The sequence below is a fragment of the Pseudomonas sp. URIL14HWK12:I6 genome (genome assembly GCF_000514195.1).
Classification (GTDB): Bacteria; Pseudomonadota; Gammaproteobacteria; order Pseudomonadales; family Pseudomonadaceae; genus Aquipseudomonas; species Aquipseudomonas putida_A.
Genome location: NZ_AZVL01000002.1, coordinates 55,186 through 75,391, shown reverse-complemented (window position 1 = coordinate 75,391; position 20,206 = coordinate 55,186). Strand labels below are relative to the sequence as shown.

Annotated in this window: 14 protein-coding genes and 1 tRNA gene; 3 read left to right on the top strand and 12 right to left on the bottom strand. The window is 61.8% G+C overall.

Annotated elements, in window-relative coordinates; translation table 11 throughout:
* Nucleotides 1–109: 109 nt before the first annotated feature.
* The 4 genes from H043_RS0103985 to ptsP form a co-directional block, all read right to left on the bottom strand.
* Nucleotides 110–1,651: an alkaline phosphatase gene (locus H043_RS0103985; RefSeq protein WP_027610796.1), complete on the bottom strand. Its 1,542-nt coding sequence runs from the start codon at nt 1,649–1,651 to the stop codon at nt 110–112.
* 176 nt (nt 1,652–1,827) lie between these two features.
* Nucleotides 1,828–3,561, bottom strand: coding sequence for a PTS fructose-like transporter subunit IIB (locus H043_RS0103980; protein ID WP_027610795.1), 1,734 nt, complete (start codon nt 3,559–3,561; stop codon nt 1,828–1,830).
* An 11-nt stretch (nt 3,562–3,572) separates the two neighbouring features.
* Complete coding sequence (pfkB, locus tag H043_RS0103975) at nt 3,573–4,514, bottom strand: 1-phosphofructokinase (RefSeq protein ID WP_027610794.1); 942 nt, start codon at nt 4,512–4,514, stop codon at nt 3,573–3,575.
* On the bottom strand, nt 4,514–7,375 hold the full coding sequence (gene ptsP, locus H043_RS0103970) for a phosphoenolpyruvate--protein phosphotransferase (protein WP_027610793.1): 2,862 nt from the start codon (nt 7,373–7,375) through the stop codon (nt 4,514–4,516). Before ptsP ends, pfkB begins: the two co-directional genes overlap by 1 nt.
* Nucleotides 7,376–7,681: 306 nt before the next feature.
* Here ptsP and cra point away from each other — a divergent pair, with 306 nt between their 5' ends.
* On the top strand, nt 7,682–8,677 hold the full coding sequence (gene cra, locus H043_RS0103965; RefSeq protein WP_027610792.1) for a catabolite repressor/activator: 996 nt from the start codon (nt 7,682–7,684) through the stop codon (nt 8,675–8,677).
* Nucleotides 8,678–8,680: 3 nt separating this feature from the next.
* A complete protein-coding gene (locus tag H043_RS0103960; RefSeq protein WP_027610791.1) occupies nt 8,681–9,457 on the top strand; it encodes a TatD family hydrolase in 777 nt (258 codons plus the stop codon).
* Here H043_RS0103960 and H043_RS0103955 read toward each other — a convergent pair whose 3' ends face one another.
* From H043_RS0103955 to H043_RS0103935, 5 genes are all read right to left on the bottom strand, one after another.
* A complete protein-coding gene (locus H043_RS0103955; protein WP_027610790.1) occupies nt 9,458–9,847 on the bottom strand; it encodes a hypothetical protein in 390 nt (129 codons plus the stop codon).
* A 243-nt stretch (nt 9,848–10,090) separates the two neighbouring features.
* On the bottom strand, nt 10,091–12,121 hold the full coding sequence (locus H043_RS0103950; protein WP_027610789.1) for a methyl-accepting chemotaxis protein: 2,031 nt from the start codon (nt 12,119–12,121) through the stop codon (nt 10,091–10,093).
* 265 nt (nt 12,122–12,386) lie between these two features.
* Nucleotides 12,387–13,226, bottom strand: a complete 840-nt coding sequence (gene ampE / locus H043_RS0103945; protein ID WP_027610788.1) for a regulatory signaling modulator protein AmpE — start codon at nt 13,224–13,226, stop codon at nt 12,387–12,389.
* The gene (gene ampD / locus H043_RS0103940) at nt 13,223–13,783 is read right to left on the bottom strand and encodes a 1,6-anhydro-N-acetylmuramyl-L-alanine amidase AmpD (protein ID WP_027610787.1); all 561 of its coding nucleotides are present in this window, start codon (nt 13,781–13,783) and stop codon (nt 13,223–13,225) included. Before ampD ends, ampE begins: the two co-directional genes overlap by 4 nt.
* Before the next feature lie 64 nt (nt 13,784–13,847).
* Nucleotides 13,848–16,034, bottom strand: a complete 2,187-nt coding sequence (locus H043_RS0103935) for a DUF1631 domain-containing protein (RefSeq protein ID WP_027610786.1) — start codon at nt 16,032–16,034, stop codon at nt 13,848–13,850.
* Between the two features lie 292 nt (nt 16,035–16,326).
* Between H043_RS0103935 and nadC the strand changes: the two genes are divergently transcribed.
* Entirely contained in the window at nt 16,327–17,175 is an 849-nt protein-coding gene (gene nadC, locus H043_RS0103930; RefSeq protein ID WP_027610785.1) for a carboxylating nicotinate-nucleotide diphosphorylase, read from the top strand.
* Between the two features lie 51 nt (nt 17,176–17,226).
* Here nadC and H043_RS0103925 read toward each other — a convergent pair whose 3' ends face one another.
* The 3 genes from H043_RS0103925 to pnp all read right to left on the bottom strand — a co-directional run bounded on the left by H043_RS0103925 (nt 17,227) and on the right by pnp (nt 20,066).
* Entirely contained in the window at nt 17,227–17,526 is a 300-nt protein-coding gene (locus H043_RS0103925; protein WP_027610784.1) for a DUF6388 family protein, read from the bottom strand.
* A gap of 229 nt (nt 17,527–17,755) precedes the next feature.
* A tRNA-Thr gene (locus tag H043_RS0103920) sits at nt 17,756–17,831 on the bottom strand.
* 129 nt (nt 17,832–17,960) lie between these two features.
* Nucleotides 17,961–20,066: a polyribonucleotide nucleotidyltransferase gene (gene pnp / locus H043_RS0103915; protein WP_007961443.1), complete on the bottom strand. Its 2,106-nt coding sequence runs from the start codon at nt 20,064–20,066 to the stop codon at nt 17,961–17,963.
* Nucleotides 20,067–20,206 lie beyond the last annotated feature (140 nt).

Here is a 20,206-nt window from a genome sequence, read left to right as displayed (position 1 = left end):
CATTACCCGGTGGGAGCGGGCTTGCTCGCGAAGGCGCCGTGCCAGTCGATATCGACTTCGCTGACACACCGTCTTCGCGAGCAAGCCCGCTCCCACAGGTTCTCAGCGTCTAAACGGGCTGCAATTTCTGCTCGAAAACCGCTACCCCATTCAAATCCCGCAACACCACACTCATCTCCCCGCTCTGCCCTTCGATGTTCACCTCGCCAAAGAACTGAAAGCCGGCAAACGGTGAAGCGTTCTGCGTGGGTGGGGCCTTCTGGAACACCACTTCCGGGCCGAAGGTCTTGTCCAGCGGATTAGGACCGAAACTCCCGGCATTCAGCGGCCCGGCGACAAATTCCCAGAATGGTTCAAAATCCTGAAACGCCGCGCGCTCCGGGTGGTAGTGATGCGCCGCGCAGTAATGCACGTCCGCCGTGAGAAACACGAAATTACGCACCTGCTGCGCGCGCAGAAAACCGAGCAACTCGGCGACTTCCAGCTCACGTCCCTGCGCCGGGCCGGGATCACCGTTGGCCACGGCCTCCCAGCGCGCCACGCCCGGGCTGACTTCACCGTCGGGCACGCCGAGGCCGATCGGCATGTCGGCGGCGATCACCTTCCACTGCGCCTTGGAGTGCTTCAAGCCACGCTTGAGCCAGTCCAGTTGCTCACGCCCGAGGAACGGTTTGGCCGCGCCGAGGTTATCGTCGTTGGCGCCGCGATAACTGCGCATGTCGAGCACGAACACATCGAGCATCGGCCCGTAACCGAGCTTGCGATAAATCCGTCCGCCGCCATCGGCCGCTTGCAGTCGCATCGGCGAATATTCCAGCCAGGCCTTGCGCGCGCGGCCGACCAGGGTGTGGATATCTTTTTCCTGATAACGCTCGTCGAGCTGCTTGCCCGGCGACCAGTTGTTGACCACTTCGTGGTCGTCCCACTGCCAGATCTGCGGGACTTCGGCGTTGAAACGGCGGATGTTTTCGTCCATCAGGTTGTAGCGATAATTGCCGCGATAATCGTCAAGGGTCTGCGCGACTTTGCTCTTGGCCTCGGTGGTGAGGTTGCGCCAGATCCGCCCGCCCTCTGTGGTCAGTTGCGCCGGCACCGGGCCGTCGGCGTAGATGGTGTCGCCGCTGTGGATAAAGAAGTCCGGCAGGCGCAGGCGCATGGATTCGTAGATGCGCATGCCGCCGATGTCCGGATTGATGCCGAAGCCCTGGCCGACGGTGTCGCCACTCCAGACGAAACGGATATTGCGCCGCGCCTTCGGAGCGCTGCGCAAATGGCCGAGCCACGGTTCGCTGGCGACGCCAGATTGCGCGTCCTTGAAATACACCCGATAGAAAACCGCCTGATCGGCGGGCAGCCCGGTGAGTTCGACACGGGCGGTGAAGTCAGTGCGCGCATCGGCCAGTGGCGAGACTACCCGGCGCGGGTGACGAAACTGGCTGCGGGTGTCCCACTCGACCACCATCCGCGCCGGACGATCAGTACGGCTCCAGATCATCGCGCGGTCGCCTTGCAGGTCGCCGGACTGCACGCCGTCGGTGAGTTGCGGCCGATCCTTGACCGACGCGATCACCGCCGGCGCCAGCCCCGGCATCAGCAGCCCGGCACCGACAACCTGCATGACCCGTCGACGCCCCGGATTGAAATCGCTCATGCGTGTTCTCCCTGAAAAAAGGAAAACTTAAGCACGGCTATATGAACTCGCCATGACACCACTAACCATTGTGGGAGCGAGCCTGCTCGCGAAAGCGGTGTACCAGTCAACATACATGTCGCTGGCAGATTGCATTCGCGAGCAGGCTCGCTTCCACAGGGGATCTGCGTTGCCCGTCAGGCCTTCGCCGGTTCCAGCGCCAACTCAACAGCTTCCGGACGCTTGACCGTCGCATAGACAACGGCCGTCAACAGACTCCCCGCGACAATCGCCAGCAGATACAGCAACGCATGATTGATCGCATTCGGGATCGCCAGCACAAACAAGCCACCGTGCGGTGCCATCAGTTTGCAGCCGAAGTACATCGACAACGCGCCGGTCAACGCACCGCCGGCGATGCTCGCCGGAATCACTCGCAGCGGGTCTTTCGCGGCAAACGGAATCGCCCCTTCGGAGATGAAGCACAGCCCCAGCACCAGCGCCGCTTTACCGGCCTCGCGCTCGGTCTGGGCAAACTTGCGGCGAGCAATGAAAGTGGCAATGCCCAGCCCAATTGGCGGCACCATGCCGGCGGCCATGGTCGCGGCCATCGGTGCATAACTCTGCGAAGCCAGCAGCCCCACCGAAAACGCATACGCGGCTTTGTTGATCGGCCCGCCGAGGTCGACGCACATCATGCCGCCGAGCAATACACCGAGCAGAATCGCGTTGGTGGTGCCCATGCTGTCGAGAAAATGCGTCAGCGCCGCGAGCATCCCGGCAACCGGTTTGCCGACCACGTAGATCATCACCAGCCCGGTGAACAGGCTGGCGAACAACGGAATGATCAGAATCGGTTTCAGCGCTTCGAGGCTCTGCGGCAATGCCAAATAACGACTGATGGCCTTGGCCGCATAACCGGCGATAAACCCGGCGACGATCCCGCCGATAAACCCGGCGCCCAGCGTGCTGGCGAGCAAGCCACCAATCATCCCCGGCGCCAGGCCCGGGCGGTCGGCGATCGAGTAGGCAATGTACCCGGCGAGCAGCGGCACCATCAGCTTGAACGCGGTTTCGCCGCCGATCTGCATCAGCGCTGCCGCCAGCGTGCCTTCTTCCTTGAACGCGGTGATGCCGAAGACGAACGACAGCGCGATCATCAGACCACCGGCCACCACCATCGGCAGCATGAACGAGACACCGGTCAGCAGGTGTTTGTAAACCCCGGTTTTCTCTTGCTTGGCCGGCGCCTTGCCGTCGCTCGCAGCGCTCTCGACCTGAGCTTCGGCGAGGGCTTTTTTCAGTGTCGCTTCGGATTGCTTGAGGGCAATGCCGGTGCCGCAACGGTAGATTTTCTTGCCGGCGAAACGCTCGGTGGCGACTTCGATGTCGGCCGCCAGCAACACCACGTCAGCCTCGGCAATGGCCGTCGCACTGAGCGGGGTTTTCGCGCCGACCGAGCCTTGGGTTTCGACGTGCAGTTCATAGCCCAGACGCTTGGCCGTCTGCTGCAACGCCTCGGCCGCCATGAAGGTGTGGGCAACACCCGTCGGGCACGCAGTGATGGCGACGATGCGTGGCGCACGTGGCGCAGCGGCAACCGGGACGGCTTCGCTGGCGAGGTAAACTTCGGCCTCTTGCGCACCACGGCGCAGCACCGCTTCGACATCCTGCAGCGCTTGCGCCGGGGCGATGCGGAACACGCGCTTGCCGACGAAACGGCGCATGTCGACATCACCGGTGGCGACCAGCAACACCCACTCCGCCGCCTCAATGGTGGCGGCCGACAATTCGCGTTCCGGGTGCGCCGCATCGACCACTTCAACGCTGGTGCTCCAGCCCTGACGCTGGGCCGCCGCGTCCAGCAGACGGGCGCACAGCACACTGGTGACCATGCCGTTCGGGCAGGCCGTGACAATGGCTAATTTCATGACAAACCCTCTTATTGTTCTGTCAGGGGACGCACGCGTACGCCCTGTTCGAGCTGCGCCAGTTGCGCCGCATCGTTGATGCCGAAACCGATCTGCGTCACCGCCATCGCGGCAATCGCCGTGGCCGTGCGCAGGGTCTGCTCGGGCGTATCGGCACTGAGCAGACCGTGGAGCATGCCGGCCAGCAACGAGTCACCGGCCCCTACCGTGCTGGCAACAGTCACCTTCGGCGGCGTGGCATGCAGCGCCGAGCCGACGCTGAACCAGTTCACACCGTCGGCGCCATGGGAGATCACCACGTGCTCGATACCCTTGGCGTGCAGGCACGCCGCAGCCTGAGCTTCGGCGGCGTGCGAAACCACATCGCAATCGAGCGCATCGGCGAGTTCTTCAGTATTCGGCTTGATCAGCCACGGACGCCCTTCAATGGCCGCGCGCAAAGCTTCGCCACTGCTGTCGAGGGCGACTTTCAGGCCGAGACCGTTCAGGCGTTCGATCAACTCACGCAACCACTGCGCGCTGACGCCACGCGGCAGACTGCCGGCGACCACCACCGCGTCATGCCCCGGAGCGATCTGCAGCAGACGCTCAAGCAACGCCTGCTGCGCCGTCGCGTCGACCACCGGCCCCGGGCCGTTGATGTCGGTGATGCGCCCGTCGTGCTCGGCGACCTTGATGTTGCTGCGCGTCTCCCCCGGCACGCGAATGAACGCATCGACAAAGCCGCGCTTGGCGAACAGGGTTTCGAAGGCTTGCAGATTGTCTTCGCCGAGAAAGCCGCTGACCGTCAGTTGATGCCCGAGGTCTGCGAGTACCTGGGCGACGTTCACGCCCTTGCCGGCGGCATGGGTGTGCATCTCGTCGCTGCGGTTGACCTGACCGGCCTCCAGGCGTGGCAGCTCAACCGTGAGGTCCAGCGCCGGGTTGAGGGTCAGGGTGAGAATCTTGGCCATTACAGGGCCTCCACTAATGCACGCACTTCGTTCGCGCTGCCCACGGTGAGGGCTTGTTGAGCAAGGGTTTGCGCCTGGTTCAGGCTGAGTTCGCGGATGCGCGCCTTGACCTCGGCGATGCTGCGACCGGACACGCTCAGCTCATCGACACCGAGGCCGACCAGCACCGGCACCGCCAGCGGATCCGCCGCCAGCTCGCCGCACACGCCGACCCATTTGCCATGGGTATGTGCGGCGCGCACGGTGATGTCGATCAGTTGCAGCACCGCCGGGTGCAGGCCGTCAGCCTGGGCCGAGAGTGTCGGGTGACCACGGTCGATGGCCAGGGTGTATTGCGTCAGGTCGTTGGTACCGACGCTGAAGAAGTCGACTTCCTTGGCCAATACCGGCGCCAGCAAGGCCGCTGACGGTACTTCGATCATGATCCCCAGTTGCAGATCAGCGACCGGGATTTCCAGGCGCAAGCGCTCGGTCATGTCGCGGGCCTGACGCCATTCTTCGACGCTGCCGACCATCGGGAACATGATCCGCAGCGGCCGGTTATCCGCCGAACGCAGCAAGGCGCGCAATTGCGCTTCCATGACCTGTGGACGCTGCAAGGTCAGGCGAATGCCGCGCACGCCGAGGAACGGGTTTTCCTCCTTGGCGATCGGCCAATATGGCAGCGGTTTGTCGCCGCCGACATCAAGGGTGCGCACCACCAGCGGTCGCCCGGCGAGGCCGTCGAGAACGCGGCGGTATTCGGCTTCCTGAGTGGCTTCGTCCGGCGCCTGCGGGTGGGCCATGAAAATCAGTTCGGTGCGCAGCAGGCCAATACCTTCGGCGCCCTGCTCGACCGCAGCGGTAACGCCGGCGCTTTCACCGATGTTGGCGAACACTTCCACGGCGTGACCGTCAGTGGTGTGCGCCGGTTGATGGCGTTGTTCGGCGGCAGCCTTGAGACGCTGCTCACGGGTGTCGCGTTCTTCAGCGGCACGTTGCAAGGTCGCGGCATCGGCGTCGACGTGCAGGCGACCGCGCTGGCCGTCGAGCAGCAACGGCGTGCCCGGTTCCAGCAGCAACACCGCAGCGCCAGCTCCGACCAGCGCAGGAATACCGAGAGCACGGGCGACGATTGCACTGTGCGCGGTGGCGCCGCCGCGCGCGGTGAGAATCCCTGCAACTCGGGCCGGATCGAGCCGCGCCACGTCGGATGGGCCGACTTCGTCCATCACCAAAATGTATGGCTGCTCCGGCTCGTTCGGCGTCTGCACACCGCAAAGTTGCGCCAGCACCCGGCGCCCGATGTCACGCAGGTCCGCCGCCCGCTCGGCGAGCAACGCGTCCTGCAGCGATTCCTGTTGTTTGGCCGCTGCTTCAATCACCGCCATCCACGCCGCTTCGGCGCTCTCGCCTTGCTTGAGACGGGTGTCGACTTCGTCGGTCAGTTCCGGGTCGTCGAGCATTTCCTGGTGGGTGATGAAAATCTCGCGAATCGCCTTGGCCTTGCTGCGTTCGATCAGGCCCTGGATGTCACTGCGCACATCGCTCAACGCTTGCTTGAGGCGCTCGCGCTCGATGGCGGCGGACTCGCCGCGCAACGGGTAATCGATAGCCTGCTGCACCTGAATGTGCGCAGGCCCAATGGCGATGCCCGGTGCCGCCGGGATCGCCTGCAACTGCGCGCCGGACGCCGGGGCGATCAGCACTTCGGCGATATCGGCGATGGCTTCGCGTTGCTGGCTCACGGCCGGCAGCGGTTCGACTTCTTCACCAAGGCCTTCTTCGATAGCGGCCAGCAGCGCCGGAAGGGCATCGGCGGCGATGCTCGGTTCGGCGATCAACTCCAGCACCTGACCACGACGGGCGCCGAGACTCAGCAGCTTGCTCAAGCTTTTTACCGACACGGCGCTGTCCGCGCTGTCGACGATGCGCACGCGGATTTCACCGTCAAAACTCTTCGCCAGTTGCGCAAGAATCTTCGCCGGACGTGCATGCAAACCGTGGGCGTTGGCCAGGGCAATACGTGCGCTCGGCCAATCGGCGGGCAGTTCGCCGCCGAGCACTTCAAGGACTTTGCGGCTGCTGGTGGCGCGGCCCAATTCATGACCGCGTCCTTCGATGAGCAGCGCACACAGACGTTCGAGCAGCGCCTGATGCGCCTCACCCAGACTGGCCAGACAGAACAGACCGCTGAGCGGCTGCCCGAGGTAGCGCATCGGTTTGTCCGGGGTGACGAACGCCAAACCAGGGCGCTTCACAGTTTGCTCGCTGTGCAGCCACCACAGGCCATCGCCCAGCGGCAGCGCCTCGACCTGCTGCAACACACCGGCAAAACCGTTGCTCACGCAATCGGCCTGCCGCAGCAGACGCGCACCACGCCAGACCAGTTCTTCGAAATCGTCAGCCGACACGCCGAGGCCGATCATCTGCGCATCCAGCGCCAGTTCCTGTGGCGCGCCTTGCAGCAGTTTCAGCAACGCTTCCGGCGAGCTGGCGCGGCGCAGGGCCTGGCCCAGATCGGTCTCGCCGAGGGCGCGGGTCAGCAGCTGCAGCAGGCGCAGGTGTTCGTCGGATTTGGCGGCGATGCCGATCGCCAGGTAAACGATCTGGCCATCGCCCCAATCCACGCCCTCGGGAAACTGCATCAGCCGGACGCCGGTGGCGAACACCTGATCGCGGGTCTCCGGGGTGCCGTGGGGGATGGCGATACCCTGGCCGAGAAAGGTCGAGCCCTGGGCTTCCCGGGCCTGCAATCCAGCGAGGTAGCCATCGGCGACCAGGCCATCGGCCACCAGATGATGGGCAAGTAATTGCAGGGCGGCGGGTTTATCCACAGCCGATTGGCCCATGGATATCTGCTCTATAGTGAGCTCGAGCATGCGATCTCCTTTTTGGCACATGGATGCGCCAGGATATTGTTTTGAATGGTCACAGCTTAGGCGCTGGTCAGCCTGCTTTTCAGCGGCAGTTTTGGCGGTTTCACGGCAGAACCGGCCAAACGCGTCTAAAACGTAGAAAATACGCTTGCTGAAACGTTTAATCTAGATGGATCGGCACGTTACTCGATAATGTCTCATCCTTGAAGTCCAACTTGTCGGATGCGCTGCGACAATAGTCGTCTGCCCGAATCGGGTAGGATTGGCGAAAATGTGGCGGCAAGCTCGAAAAAACAAGGAAATCCCGGGTTGAAACTCAGTGATATCGCGCGGTTGGCCGGAGTGTCCGTGACCACCGCCAGCTACGTCATCAACGGCAAGGCCGAACAGCAACGCATCAGCAACGCCACGGTCGAGCGGGTGCGTGCGGTCGTCGAACAGCACGGCTTCACCCCCAACCCGCAAGCGGCCGGTTTGCGCAGTCGGCACACCCGCACGTTGGGTTTTATTCTGCCGGATCTGGAAAACCCCAGTTACGCGCGGATCGCCAAACTGCTGGAGCAAGGCGCGCGGGCGCGGGGTTATCAGTTGCTGATCGCCAGCTCCGACGATGCGCCAGACAGCGAGCGCCAGTTGCTGCAACTGTTCAAGGCGCGCCGCTGCGATGCGCTGATCGTCGCCAGTTGCCTGCCGGCCGGTGACGACAGCTATCGCCAATTGCAGGCCAAGGGCTTGCCGATCATCGCCATCGACCGGGTCATGGAACCCGAGCACTTCTGCTCGGTGATCAGTGATGACCGCGAAGCCAGCCTGCACCTGACCCAGAGCCTGCTCGATCCGCAGCCGAAACAGATCGTGCTGCTCGGCGCGCGTCCGGAGCTGAGCATCAGTCAGGAACGTGCGGCCGGCTTCAAGCAGGCGCTGGTCGAGTTCAAAGGCGAAGTGCTGATCGAGCACGCCGAGTCCTTCAGCCGTGAATGCGGCAAGCAACTGATGGAAGAACTCCTGCAACGCCTGGGGCATTTGCCGGATGCGCTGGTGACCACGTCCTACGTGCTGTTGCAGGGCGTGTTCGATGCGCTGCATGATTTCCCGCTCAAATCCCGGCCGCTGCGCCTGGGCACCTTCGGTGACACGCAATTGCTGGACTTCCTGCCGCTGCCGGTCAACGCCATGGCCCAGCAGCACCAGTTGATCGCCGACAAGGCGCTGGAACTGGCGCTGGCCGCCGTCGAGCAATCGCAATACAAGCCTGGCGTGCAGGCCATCGCCCGTACCTTCAAGCAGCGTATTCATCGGGACTGAACCGTGGAGCTGATCGACAGCCACACCCACCTCGACTTCCCCGACTTCGACGCCGATCGCTCGGCGTTGCTCGCCGAAAGCCGCGCCCTCGGGGTGCGGCGGATGGTGGTGCTGGGGGTTTATCAGGGCAATTGGCAGCGGGTATGGGAGCTGGTGCAGAGCGATGCGGATCTGTACGCAGCATTTGGTCTGCACCCGGTGTACCTCGATCAGCATCAACCCGAAGATCTACGCGCACTCGGCGACTGGCTGACGCGGCTACGCGGCCATCGGCAACTGTGTGCGGTGGGCGAGATCGGCCTGGATTACTTCATCGAAACCCTCGACCGCGAACGCCAGCAGGCGCTGTTCGACGCGCAGCTGCAACTGGCGGCAGATTTCGAACTGCCGGCGCTGATCCACGTGCGCCGCAGCCACGCCGCGGTGATCGCCACGCTCAAGCGCTTTAAGCTCAAGCGCGCGGGGATCATCCACGCGTTCGCCGGCAGCCGCGAAGAAGCACGCGAATACGTCAAGCTCGGTTTCAAACTGGGTCTGGGCGGAGCACCGACCTGGCCGCAGGCGTTGCGCATGCATCGGGTACTGGCGGATCTGCCGCTGGATTCGATCGTGCTGGAGACCGACTCTCCGGACATGGCGCCGGCGATGTTTCCCGGAGTACGCAATACACCGGCGCACTTGCCGGCGATCTGTGCGGCGCTCGCCGAACTGATGAAGATCAGCCCGGAACAATTGGCCGCCGCCAGCACCGCCAACAGCTGCGAAGTGTTCGGTTGGTAATCAGTCGCCGTGGACCTTGGCCGCTTCGAGAATCAAGGTCATGTGCTGACGTTGACGGACAAAGCGTGCCAGTGCGAAGTAGATAAAAATCACGATCAACGACGCATTCAACTGTTCAGTCACGCTGAGCAGCCCGATCCATTCCATGACCAACGCCACCAGCAGCGCAGTGCACACGGTTACCGAGGCGCTGAAGCGCAGCAATCCCAGCGAATCGAGGGACTTGAAGCGTTTGATCTGTTTGGGGCAGCGCAGCTCCACAGCGTTCTGGCAGTGCGCGCAAGTGAACGGTTCATTGATTGCGATGGCGTTGAGTTGCCAGGGTTTGAGTACCTGTAGGGTCTGGCAATGAGCACAACGGCCCTGGACTCCCAGGGTTGCAACGGACATGAGCGGCCTCCTCGACGCAATCAGCGGAACTCGGATACTGGCTCATTAATGACGAAAAGCCAGCCGCCGGAAGAAAACAGGAATTGGCTTACAAGCGTAAGTATCAATGCATTACAAAATGTTCTGACATTACCGCCCTTGTAGGAGTGAGCCTGCTCGCGATAGCGGTGTATTAGCCAACCATTGAGTTGACTGACACACCGCTATCGCGAGCAGGCTCACTCCTACAGAATTCGCGCTCGATCAGACGCGGAACGCGCTGATCAGTTGTTTCAGCTCCACTACCTGCGCCGACAGTGCCCGGCTGGCGTCCTCCGTCTGGTGCGCCCCCTGGGCCGTGCGCTCGCCAGCACGGTTGATCTCGACGATGTTCTGGTCGATGTCATGGGCCACGGCGGTCTGTTGCTCCACGGCGGCGGCGATCTGCTGGTTCTGATCGACGATCATGCCGACCGCGCCGAGGATGTTTTCCAGCGCCTGCTGGACCTTTTCCGACTGCCCGACCGTGCCGTTGGCCATCTGATGGCTAACGCCCATGGCCTTCACCGCAGCGCCGACGCCGCCATGCAGCTTGGCGATCATCTGCTCGATTTCTTCGGTCGATTGCTGGGTGCGCTTGGCCAACGTACGCACTTCGTCCGCCACCACCGCAAATCCCCGGCCCTGCTCGCCGGCGCGGGCGGCTTCGATGGCGGCGTTGAGCGCCAGCAAGTTGGTCTGCTCGGCAATGCTCTTGATCACTTCCAGCACGCGGCTGATCGACTGGCTGTCGCTGGCCAACTGGTTGATCACCAGCACCGATTGATCGATCTCGCTGGCCAGCGCAGCAATGCTGCCCTGCTGCGACTCCACCAGTGTGCGACCGCTGACGGTTTCATCGTTGACGCTGTGCGCGCTGCTCACCGCTGCCGCTGCGCTGCGTGCAACTTCCAGCGAGGTCGCCGACATCTGGTTCATCGCGGTCGCCACTTGCTCGATCTGCGTGCGCTGCCCGGCCACCGCCTGATTGCTTTGCGCGGAAACAGTTTCCACCTGCCCGGCCTGGCGCTCGACCTCAGCCACGGTCTGCCCGACTCGCTCGATCAGGTCATGGATTTTCCTCACGGTGCCGTTGAACACCTCACCCAGCTCGCCGAGTTCATCGCGACTGTTGGCCTTGAAATTGACCGTCATGTCACCGGCCGCGACCTTGTCCATCATCGCGCCCAGGCGCTTGAGCGTGGTGCGAGTCGAGGCGTAGAACCCGCCGTAGAGATAGAAAATCAGCACGAACACCACCGCCAGCGCCACCGCCTGCAACACCATGTGCGTGCGGTTTTGCGCCAGGCGCTGCTGCAGTTGGGTATCGAGAAATTTCAGGGTCGCGTCATTAAGCTGGTAGGTCTGCGCCATCAGCCCGGTGACCTGATCGTAGAACGCCTGCCACGGGGTATCGAGGGTCTCGGCCACCACGACTTTCGCCTCAAACAGTTCACTGGCCTGTTTGAGCGAAGCCTTGCTGCTGTCGGCCGGCGCGCTGAGGCTGACGCGCGCGGCCTGGCTGGAGTCGAGGGCGTCCTGCAGTTTCAACGCGTATTCAGCCTGGAGCTTTTCGATCTGCGCCAGCAACTCGTCGAAACGGCTGCTCGACGAACTGTTGAGAAAGCCCTGCCCCAACGAATACGAACCGATGGCCCGACCTTCGCCGAGAGTCTGGGTCACGGCCGGAGTGATATTGGTGAGCAGCTCGCTGAGCTGGCGGATGTCGCTCTGGTTGTCGCGGCTCAGACCGGCCTGACTGGTGACGATCTGGCTGAAGATCTGCGCATTGCCGAGCAGTTTGCCGATCATCGCGCTTTTGCTTTGCAGGGAGCTTTCCGCCTGTTGAGCCTTGAACGCGCTGATCATTTCATCGCGTTTGCCGTCGAACAGTTTGATCTGCTCGGAATCGTCGGTCATCGCCTGCAAACCTTGCAGGCGCGCCAGCACGGATTGCTCCAGGCTGCGGATCTGCGCTTCGAGGTTGTCGGCTTTGCCGGACTGGCCGAGGGTGACGTTGATCTGCACCAGATTGTTCAGCGTTTCCAGATCCCGGCGCAGGCTCAGGCTGCTGCCCAGCAGATCGAGGCTCTGCAATTCGACCCGGGTGCCCTGGAATTCGCGATAGGAATCGCGCACCAGATAAAAATTGGTCACCAGCATCGGCACCAGGAACAGCACGCTGATCAAGCTGAACTTCATGCCGAAGCTCAGACGGTTCATCAGCGAGACGGCGGGATAGAGCAAGCTCTTCACTGGAAGTCTCCCTTGGTTTTTCTTGTTTTTATTGGCAGGCGCGGGGCGACAGCAGATAGCCACTATCGGGCGCTGTCTCTGTATAGCTCAAATCGGGGGGAGGTTTTGTAACTTAAGGTTAACGACTACTCTGCGCCGGTCACTGACCTGTGGCGAGGGGATTTATCCCCGATGGGCTGCGCAGCAGCCCCATTAAGATATTGGGGCCGCTGCGCGCCCCATCGGGGATAAATCCCCTCACCACAATGAATTTCACGGGCGAGTATCAGTGAATCAACACTGTCCACAAGGCAAACCCGGCATACCACAGCACCGCCGCGCGCAGCAGCAGTTCCCACAGGCAGTCGAGAGTGTTGATGCCTTCAGGCCCGACTACCGGCGGCGGGATCTCACCCGCTGCCAGCCCGACCTTGTTGATCAGCTGCGCGGCGCTGATGTTCCAGTTCAGCAGCTCATGCAACATCACCCGGCTGACCGCGACGAAATTGCCGACCAGAGCCAGACTGGCGGCGAGCAAGCGCACTGGCAACCAGTCAAAGGCGTGACGTAACTGTCCGGCACGTTCGGCGAGCGCCGGGTTCTGGCTGTGTTCTTCCGCCAATGCGAGCAAGCGATAAGCCAGCGCCGCGACCGGACCGAGCACGAAGTACCAGAAGATCACCGCGAAGAAGCTCTGATAGGCCTGCCACAACAGGTGACCCTGAACCCGGTCCAGCAATTGCTCGCCACTGTCGGCGCAGATATCCAGATCACGCTTGGCCACATGCGCGGCCGCTTGCAGGTCTTCACGGCGCCAGGCGTCACGAAACGGCCCGAGGCCGCCAAGCAGATCACCGCGCCCCAGCGCGTAAATCACCACCAGCAAATGCACCGGCAAGGCCAGCAAGCCGTACGCGACGGGTTCCAGTACTACCAGCAACAAGCCGAGCAGCGCCACCGGCAGCAACACCAGAATCGTCAGCACCAGCCATGGTCGCTGGACCAGGCGCGCGCTGGTTTCGAGTTTGTGCAGTTCGCGGATCCATCCGCCATCGCGTTGAACCCGATGGCGCAGGGCCGAGAATTTCTCGATCCAGACCGCCAGCAGTAACACCAGAAAACTCATTGTCCTTCCTCTTGTGCCAGGGCTGCGCGGTAACGCGCCCAGTCGAATGCCGGGCCAGGATCGGTCTTGCGCCCGGGTGCGATGTCGCTGTGCCCGCAGATACGGGCGCCGGTGATAGCCGGAAATGCTGTTTGCAGCTGACGCGTCAACGTGATCAGGGCCTGATACTGCGCATCGGAAAAGGGCAGATCATCAGTGCCTTCGAGCTCGATGCCCACGGAAAAATCGTTACAGGTTTCCCGGCCTTCGAACATCGACACGCCAGCATGCCACGCCCGCTCAAGACAGGAGACAAACTGGGTGACGCTGCCGTCACGTTCGATCAGAAAATGCGCCGAGACGCGCAGGTCGGCAATCCCTGCAAAATAGGGATGCTCGGTGACATCCAGACGATTCTGGAAAAATTCCTGCACCTTGCCGGTGGCGAACTGCGCCGGCGGCAGGCTGATGTTGTGGATCACCAACAGGGAGATTTCGCCCGCAGGGCGTTCATTGAAGTTGGGCGATGGGCAGACCTGTACCCCGTGACACCACCCGCTAGCGGGATCCAACTGCATACCGATTCCTTCAACGCCGACTGTGTTGGCGCCCAGTATGCCGTGATCGGCCCCCGGCGCGCGATCACTTGCCGCGATTGAGTCGCCGCAGATTGCCGAGCACCGATTCCAGCGCCCGATCGAACAGCAAGGTGTCATCCAGCGCCCGCACCGCGCCACGGCGGAACTCGAGGGCCAGCTCGACGCGGCTGCGCTCCAGCACTTTCATCCCGGTGCGGTCGACAAACACGTATTTGCCGGTGGCTTCGATGATCGCTGCCAGTTTGCAGCGCAGGCTGTGCTCGTCGTCTTCCTGGAACGCCACCCAACTGCCCAGGCGCAGTTGCTCCAACTGACGCAGCCCCGGGTCGTCATGCGCCAGGCCGCTGGCATTCACGCCGATCGCGCCCTCGTCGGCGCTACGCAGGGTGATGTGCTGCGACACCTCCACCAACGCCGGCGCATCGGCCGGCGGCTGCTCGGTGAGCGGTTCAAGCACACGCACATGCAGCGCTTCCAGCTCGCTGAAAAATTCGCTGGTGGCGAACGGATCAAACGCCGAGCTGCTCAGGCCATCACGCAATGATTTGAGCAACCCTGGCACCAGCGCCAGCAACTGCAGACCGGCGTCCGCCTCGTCGTGACGCTGCACGCTCCAGATCAATTGCTCCATGGTCTGCACATCGGCCTGCCATTCAGCGCAGTGGTCGCCATGTTTGAGGCAGGTCAGCAGCAGCACTTTGCTCCACGCATCACGCACAAAGGTCACCACCGACGGCGGCAGGACTTTACCCAGCAACGCCTGGTTCAGCACATGCTCGACTCGCTGCCGAGCCAGTTCGGTTTTCGCCCGTCCTTCCTCGGCATCGCGCAAACGCTGCTCCAGCAACTCGCTGCGCCGCCGCTCATCACTGGTGAAGGCGAGGAAATCGGCGAGCAACTCGGAGAAAATTGCCGGGTCGTCGACGAAGTCGCTCAGCAGGCGCTGCACCACTTGTTCGATGCGCAGATACAGGCTGTCACGCGCCTCGCCATTGCAATCGCCCCAACCCATGGCGGCATCGGCGATTTCATTGAGCAGGCGCCGCGCCGGGTGGCTGCTGCGGCTGAAGAAACTTTTGTCGAGTACTGCCACCTTGAGCATCGGAATCTGCAAACGCGCGATCAACGCCTTGAGCGAATCCGGCAGGTTACGGTCTTCGAGGATGCAATCGAAGACCATGGCGATCAGGTTGATCACGTCTTCATCCGCGCCGTCGACGATGCGTGATTTGCCGCTCCTCACGCTGACCCGCGTCAGCAGCTGCTCAAGCTGATTGCGCAGATCGAAATCGTCCTGCGCCGCCAGCGCCGGGACGTATTGCTGCAAGTGTGAAAGCAGGCGCAGTAGATCACGGGTGCTGATCGGTTGCGCCGCCGCACTCGGCTCCAGGGTCGGCGCGACACTGCCGCGCACGTGCAGCAGCAGTTCCTGCAACGCGGCGAAGACTTCCTGCACGCCTTCGTCGGCGGGCGCGGGTTCGTCACTCTCTTCGCTGCTGATGCTTGCTGCCGCACGCTCGATTGCGCGGCGTGCGGGGGCCGGTTTCAACTCAGGCAACACGCCGGTGGCGACCAGCAATTGATTGGCTTCGGCATACAACTGCTCGGTATCGGCCAGCACATAGCGTTCGAACAGTTTGAGCAGGATCAGCTTGACCTTGATCTCCACGCCCAGGTTACGTCCGGCCTGCAGAAAGAACTCGCAGAGCATCGCCGGGCCGAGCGGGTTGTGTTGGTTATCGAAATCCTTGCCCAGCAACACGTTGAGGCGTGCGGTTAGTTGATCAAGAGCAAAGCCATCACGCTTGAGCACCCGCCCGACCATGGTCTCGACCGCCACGCTGCGCTCCATGTCATCGGTACGCGGTGCCGAATCCTCGAATATCAGCGTGCCGGGCAACGCGGGTTGCACGACTTCGTATTGAATCAGCGCGACAAAGGCTTCGAAGAATTGCTCGAGAAAACCCCGTTCGATGTTTTTGCGCTTGAGGCGCAGGTCGCGCATGGCTTCGAAAAAGATGTTCTGTTCGACGTCATTACGCGCCCGGTCAGCCATTTCGAACAGGGTGTCGTCTGCGTTATCGAACAATTCCTGCAAACCGTGGCGCAGTTGCTGGGCGGCCTTGTCGCGGACCTGAAGCAGAATCACAGGCAGGCGGGCGAGCGGCGAATGATTCGCCTGATCGGTAGCGGCCTTGTGCAAGGGCACTACATTCCCGTCGTTGTGCATCCAAGCCTCCTGAAACGGTGATTTCACTGGTCAGTTACAACACAGGTCCCTGTGGGAGCGGGAGACGTCAAAGCTATGACGTCAAATGCAAGGCGGATTATCTTGCAAAACTTGTCACCGGCGCTATAGCCGTCAGGGTTTCCCCTATGCCCGCGACACCTTCCAGTGACCACGAAAAACGGCGCTTTGCTCACAGAAAATCGACCAATTGCAGTCAGGCACGCGCGTTCTCGCCTTGGGTTGGCTCTCGCCATGCCCCTATAATCGGCGCACTTAGTTTGTGGAGCCCGTTATGCCGAATCTACGTCTCGCCGATCTGACCGCCGAAATCGAAGCCAACGTGCGCCGTGCGTTGCTCGAAGATGTCGGCAGCGGCGACATCACCGCACAACTGATCCCGGCCGAACGTCTGGCCAAAGCCACCATCATCACTCGCGACGAGGCGGTTATCTGCGGCACGGCGTGGGTCGACACGGTGTTTCGCCAGCTCGATCCGCGCGTCGCGGTGCACTGGCAGGTACGGGACGGTGAACGGGTCAAACCCAATCAGCCGTTGTTTCATCTGGAGGGCCCGGCCCGTTCGTTGCTGACTGGCGAACGCAGCGCGCTGAACTTCCTGCAACTGCTGTCCGGCGTGGCCACGCGTGCGCAATATCTGGCGGACTTCGTGGCGCAAACCCAGGTCAAGCTGCTGGATACCCGCAAGACCCTGCCGGGCCTGCGTCTGGCGCAGAAATACGCAGTGACCTGCGGTGGTTGCCACAACCACCGCATCGGCCTCTACGACGCGTTCCTGATCAAGGAAAACCACATCGCTGCCAGCGGCGGCATCGCGCAGGCCATCGCCGCCGCGCACAAGATCGCGCCGGGCAAACCGGTGGAAGTCGAAGTGGAGAGCCTGGAAGAACTGAAGGAGGCGCTGACTGCCGGCGCCGACATCATCATGCTCGACGAACTGAGCCTGGATGACATGCGCGAAGCCGTGCGCCTGAATGGCGGCAAGGCCAAACTGGAAGCCAGCGGCGGCATCAACGAAAGCACGCTGCTGCCGATCGCCGAAACCGGCGTGGATTACATCTCGATCGGGGCGATGACCAAGGACGTGAAGGCGGTGGACCTGTCGATGCGTCTGAGCCTCTGAGGCTGTCACGCAATAAAAAACGCCAGCCCGGTTGAGGCTGGCGTTTTTGTTTCAGACCACCAGATTGTTCATCTCGCAGTACTCGTCCCACTCGACGCCCAACACCTCGGCCGCCTCCTTGTGCAGCTCCAGGCGCTTGGCCTCAAACTCTTCAGGGGTGCTGGTGTACTTGAGCGTCAGCTCCCACGGCTGCAAGCCCTGGGCTTCGGCTTCGTCCTCGAACGCCCACTGGATCTGGTCTTTCTGATCATCAGGACTCAGGTCCTTGATCTCTTCTTTCAGGTCCGGGACGTCCTGAATGTATTTTTCCAGCGCTAGTGCGTGACGTTGCTCTTGAGTTAATTCGGTCATGGCGTTCTCGCTGATCGTAAGAATGGAGGATGGATCTGGATCATCAAGGATCTCTCTGACGCGGATTGTCCGGCCTTCGGAACCATTCGGGATCATCTGAAAACTGCTAAGCGATGCTCATGCAGGCACCGAATATAGGACGTTTGCATGACGAATTACACGGCTCTTTACATCTCTCGCACAAAAACTTTGACCTGGGAGACATAAATCGCGGGATTGCGCGAGGGGATGGTGCCCGAGACAGGAATCGAACCTGCGACCTTCGCGTTACGAGTGCGCTGCTCTACCGGCTGAGCTACACGGGCGGTGGGCTAAACCTAGCACCGGTCTTGAAGTCCGGCAACTTCAAAGCCTGTCCCGGTATTTCGCAGACAAAAAAATGCCCCGCCGTTTTCACGGCGGGGCATTTTCATTGCGCTAAAGCTGTGGGCTGATTAAACGCCCGAAGCCTTGGCCGCTGCCACGTCTTTGATGGACAGCTTGATACGGCCGCGGTTGTCCACGTCCAGTACCAGCACTTCCACTTCCTGGCCTTCTTTCAGGATGTCGGTGACTTTCTCTACGCGAGCGTCGCTCAGCATCGAGATGTGCACCAGACCGTCCTTGCCCGGCAGGATGTTGACGAATGCGCCGAAGTCGACGATGCGTTCAACCTTGCCGACGTAGATCTTGCCGATCTCGGCTTCTGCAGTGATGCTCAGAACGCGCTGACGAGCAGCCTCTGCGGCATCCTTGGTTTCGCCGAAGATCTTGATCGAGCCGTCGTCTTCGATGTCGATCGAAGCCTTGGTTTCTTCGCAGATCGCACGGATGGTCGCGCCACCTTTACCGATAACGTCACGGATCTTGTCGGTGTCGATCTTCATCGCGATCATGGTCGGAGCGTTGGCCGACAGTTCGGTACGCGACTGGCCGATGATCTGGTTCATCTGGCCGAGGATGTTCAGGCGCGCTTCCAGGGCTTGGCCCAGAGCGATTTCCATGATCTCTTCGGTGATGCCCTTGATCTTGATGTCCATCTGCAGCGCAGTAACGCCTTTGGCGGTACCGGCTACTTTGAAGTCCATGTCACCCAGGTGGTCTTCGTCACCCAGGATGTCGGTCAGGACGGCGAACTTCTCGCCTTCTTTAACCAGACCCATGGCGATACCGGCAACCGGTGCCTTCATTGGCACACCAGCGTCCATCAGGGCCAGGGAAGCGCCGCAAACGGAAGCCATCGAGCTCGAACCGTTGGATTCGGTGATTTCCGAAACCACACGGATGGTGTACGGGAACACGTCAGCGGCTGGCAGCATGGCCGAAACCGAACGACGGGCCAGACGGCCGTGACCGATTTCACGACGACCGGCACCACCCATGCGACCACACTCGCCCACCGAGAACGGAGGGAAGTTGTAGTGCAGCATGAACGGGTCTTTTTTCTCGCCTTCCAGGGTGTCCAGCAGCTGTGCGTCACGGGCGGTACCCAGCGTCGCAACGACCAGGGCCTGGGTTTCGCCACGGGTGAACAGCGCCGAACCGTGAGTCTTCGGCAGAACGCCGACTTCGATGTTCAGCGGACGTACGGTGCGGGTGTCGCGGCCGTCGATACGTGGCTTGCCGTTAACGATGTTTTCGCGAACGGTGCGGTATTCGATTTCGCCGAAAGCGGCTTTGACGTCAGCAGCAGAAGGCTGGCCTTCTTCGCCGGACAGCTTGGCAACGACCTGGTCTTTCAGCTCGCCCAGACGTGCGTAGCGGTCAGCCTTGACGGTGATGGTGTAAGCCTGGGAGATCGCTTCGCCGAACTCGGCACGGATCGCGCCCAGCAGTTCGGTGGCTTCTGGAGCAGGAGCCCAGGTCCAGGTTGGCTTGGCAGCTTCAGCGGCCAGTTCTTTGACGGCGTTGATCACCACCTGGAACTCGTCGTGAGCAAACAGTACCGCGCCCAGCATCTGGTCTTCGGTCAGCTCTTTGGCTTCCGATTCAACCATCAGTACGGCGTCGGAGGTGCCGGCAACGACCATGTCCAGGCTCGAAGCAGCTTGCTGCTCGTAGGTCGGGTTCAGCAGGTAGCCGGTGCTTTCGTGGAAAGCGACGCGAGCGGCGCCGATCGGGCCGTCGAACGGAATGCCCGAGATGGCCAGGGCAGCCGAGGTACCGATCATCGCAGCGATGTCCGGATCGGTCTTCTTGCTGGTGGAAACGACGGTGCAGACAACCTGCACTTCGTTCATGAAGCCTTCCGGGAACAGCGGACGGATCGGACGGTCGATCAGTCGGGAAGTCAGGGTTTCTTTCTCGGAAGGACGGCCTTCACGCTTGAAGAAACCGCCAGGGATCTTACCGGCAGCGTAAGTCTTTTCCTGGTAGTGAACGGACAGAGGGAAGAAGCCCTTGCCTGGATCGGCTTGCTTGGCACCGACTACGGTCACCAATACGCTGACGTCGTCGTCAACGGTGACCAATACTGCGCCGGAGGCCTGACGGGCGATACGGCCAGTCTCGAGGGTAACGGTCGACTGACCGAACTGGAATTTTTTGATTACCGGGTTCACGGTGTCCTACCTTCTTTGTGGCTCTTGGGGGAACTGGTTTCTTGCGAAATTCTTGGGCAATGTCGGGAATCGGCCCGCTGACTGTCCGGGTAAAACGGTAGTGCAGATAAAACTTGAGGCTGGGAGCCTGCCAGCCACCA

Bases quoted from the DNA above. Each gene is read 5' to 3' on its own strand.
- nadC (WP_027610785.1), top strand. From the start codon at position 16,327: ATGCCGAATCTACGTCTCGCCGATCTGACCGCCGAAATCGAAGCCAAC.
- ampD (WP_027610787.1), bottom strand. From the start codon at position 13,783: ATGCAGTTGGATCCCGCTAGCGGGTGGTGTCACGGGGTACAGGTCTGC.
- H043_RS0103925 (WP_027610784.1), bottom strand. From the start codon at position 17,526: ATGACCGAATTAACTCAAGAGCAACGTCACGCACTAGCGCTGGAAAAA.
- ptsP (WP_027610793.1), bottom strand. From the start codon at position 7,375: ATGCTCGAGCTCACTATAGAGCAGATATCCATGGGCCAATCGGCTGTG.
- H043_RS0103985 (WP_027610796.1), bottom strand. From the start codon at position 1,651: ATGAGCGATTTCAATCCGGGGCGTCGACGGGTCATGCAGGTTGTCGGT.
- pfkB (WP_027610794.1), bottom strand. From the start codon at position 4,514: ATGGCCAAGATTCTCACCCTGACCCTCAACCCGGCGCTGGACCTCACG.
- H043_RS0103935 (WP_027610786.1), bottom strand. From the start codon at position 16,034: ATGCACAACGACGGGAATGTAGTGCCCTTGCACAAGGCCGCTACCGAT.
- ampE (WP_027610788.1), bottom strand. From the start codon at position 13,226: ATGAGTTTTCTGGTGTTACTGCTGGCGGTCTGGATCGAGAAATTCTCG.
- H043_RS0103955 (WP_027610790.1), bottom strand. From the start codon at position 9,847: ATGTCCGTTGCAACCCTGGGAGTCCAGGGCCGTTGTGCTCATTGCCAG.
- H043_RS0103980 (WP_027610795.1), bottom strand. From the start codon at position 3,561: ATGAAATTAGCCATTGTCACGGCCTGCCCGAACGGCATGGTCACCAGT.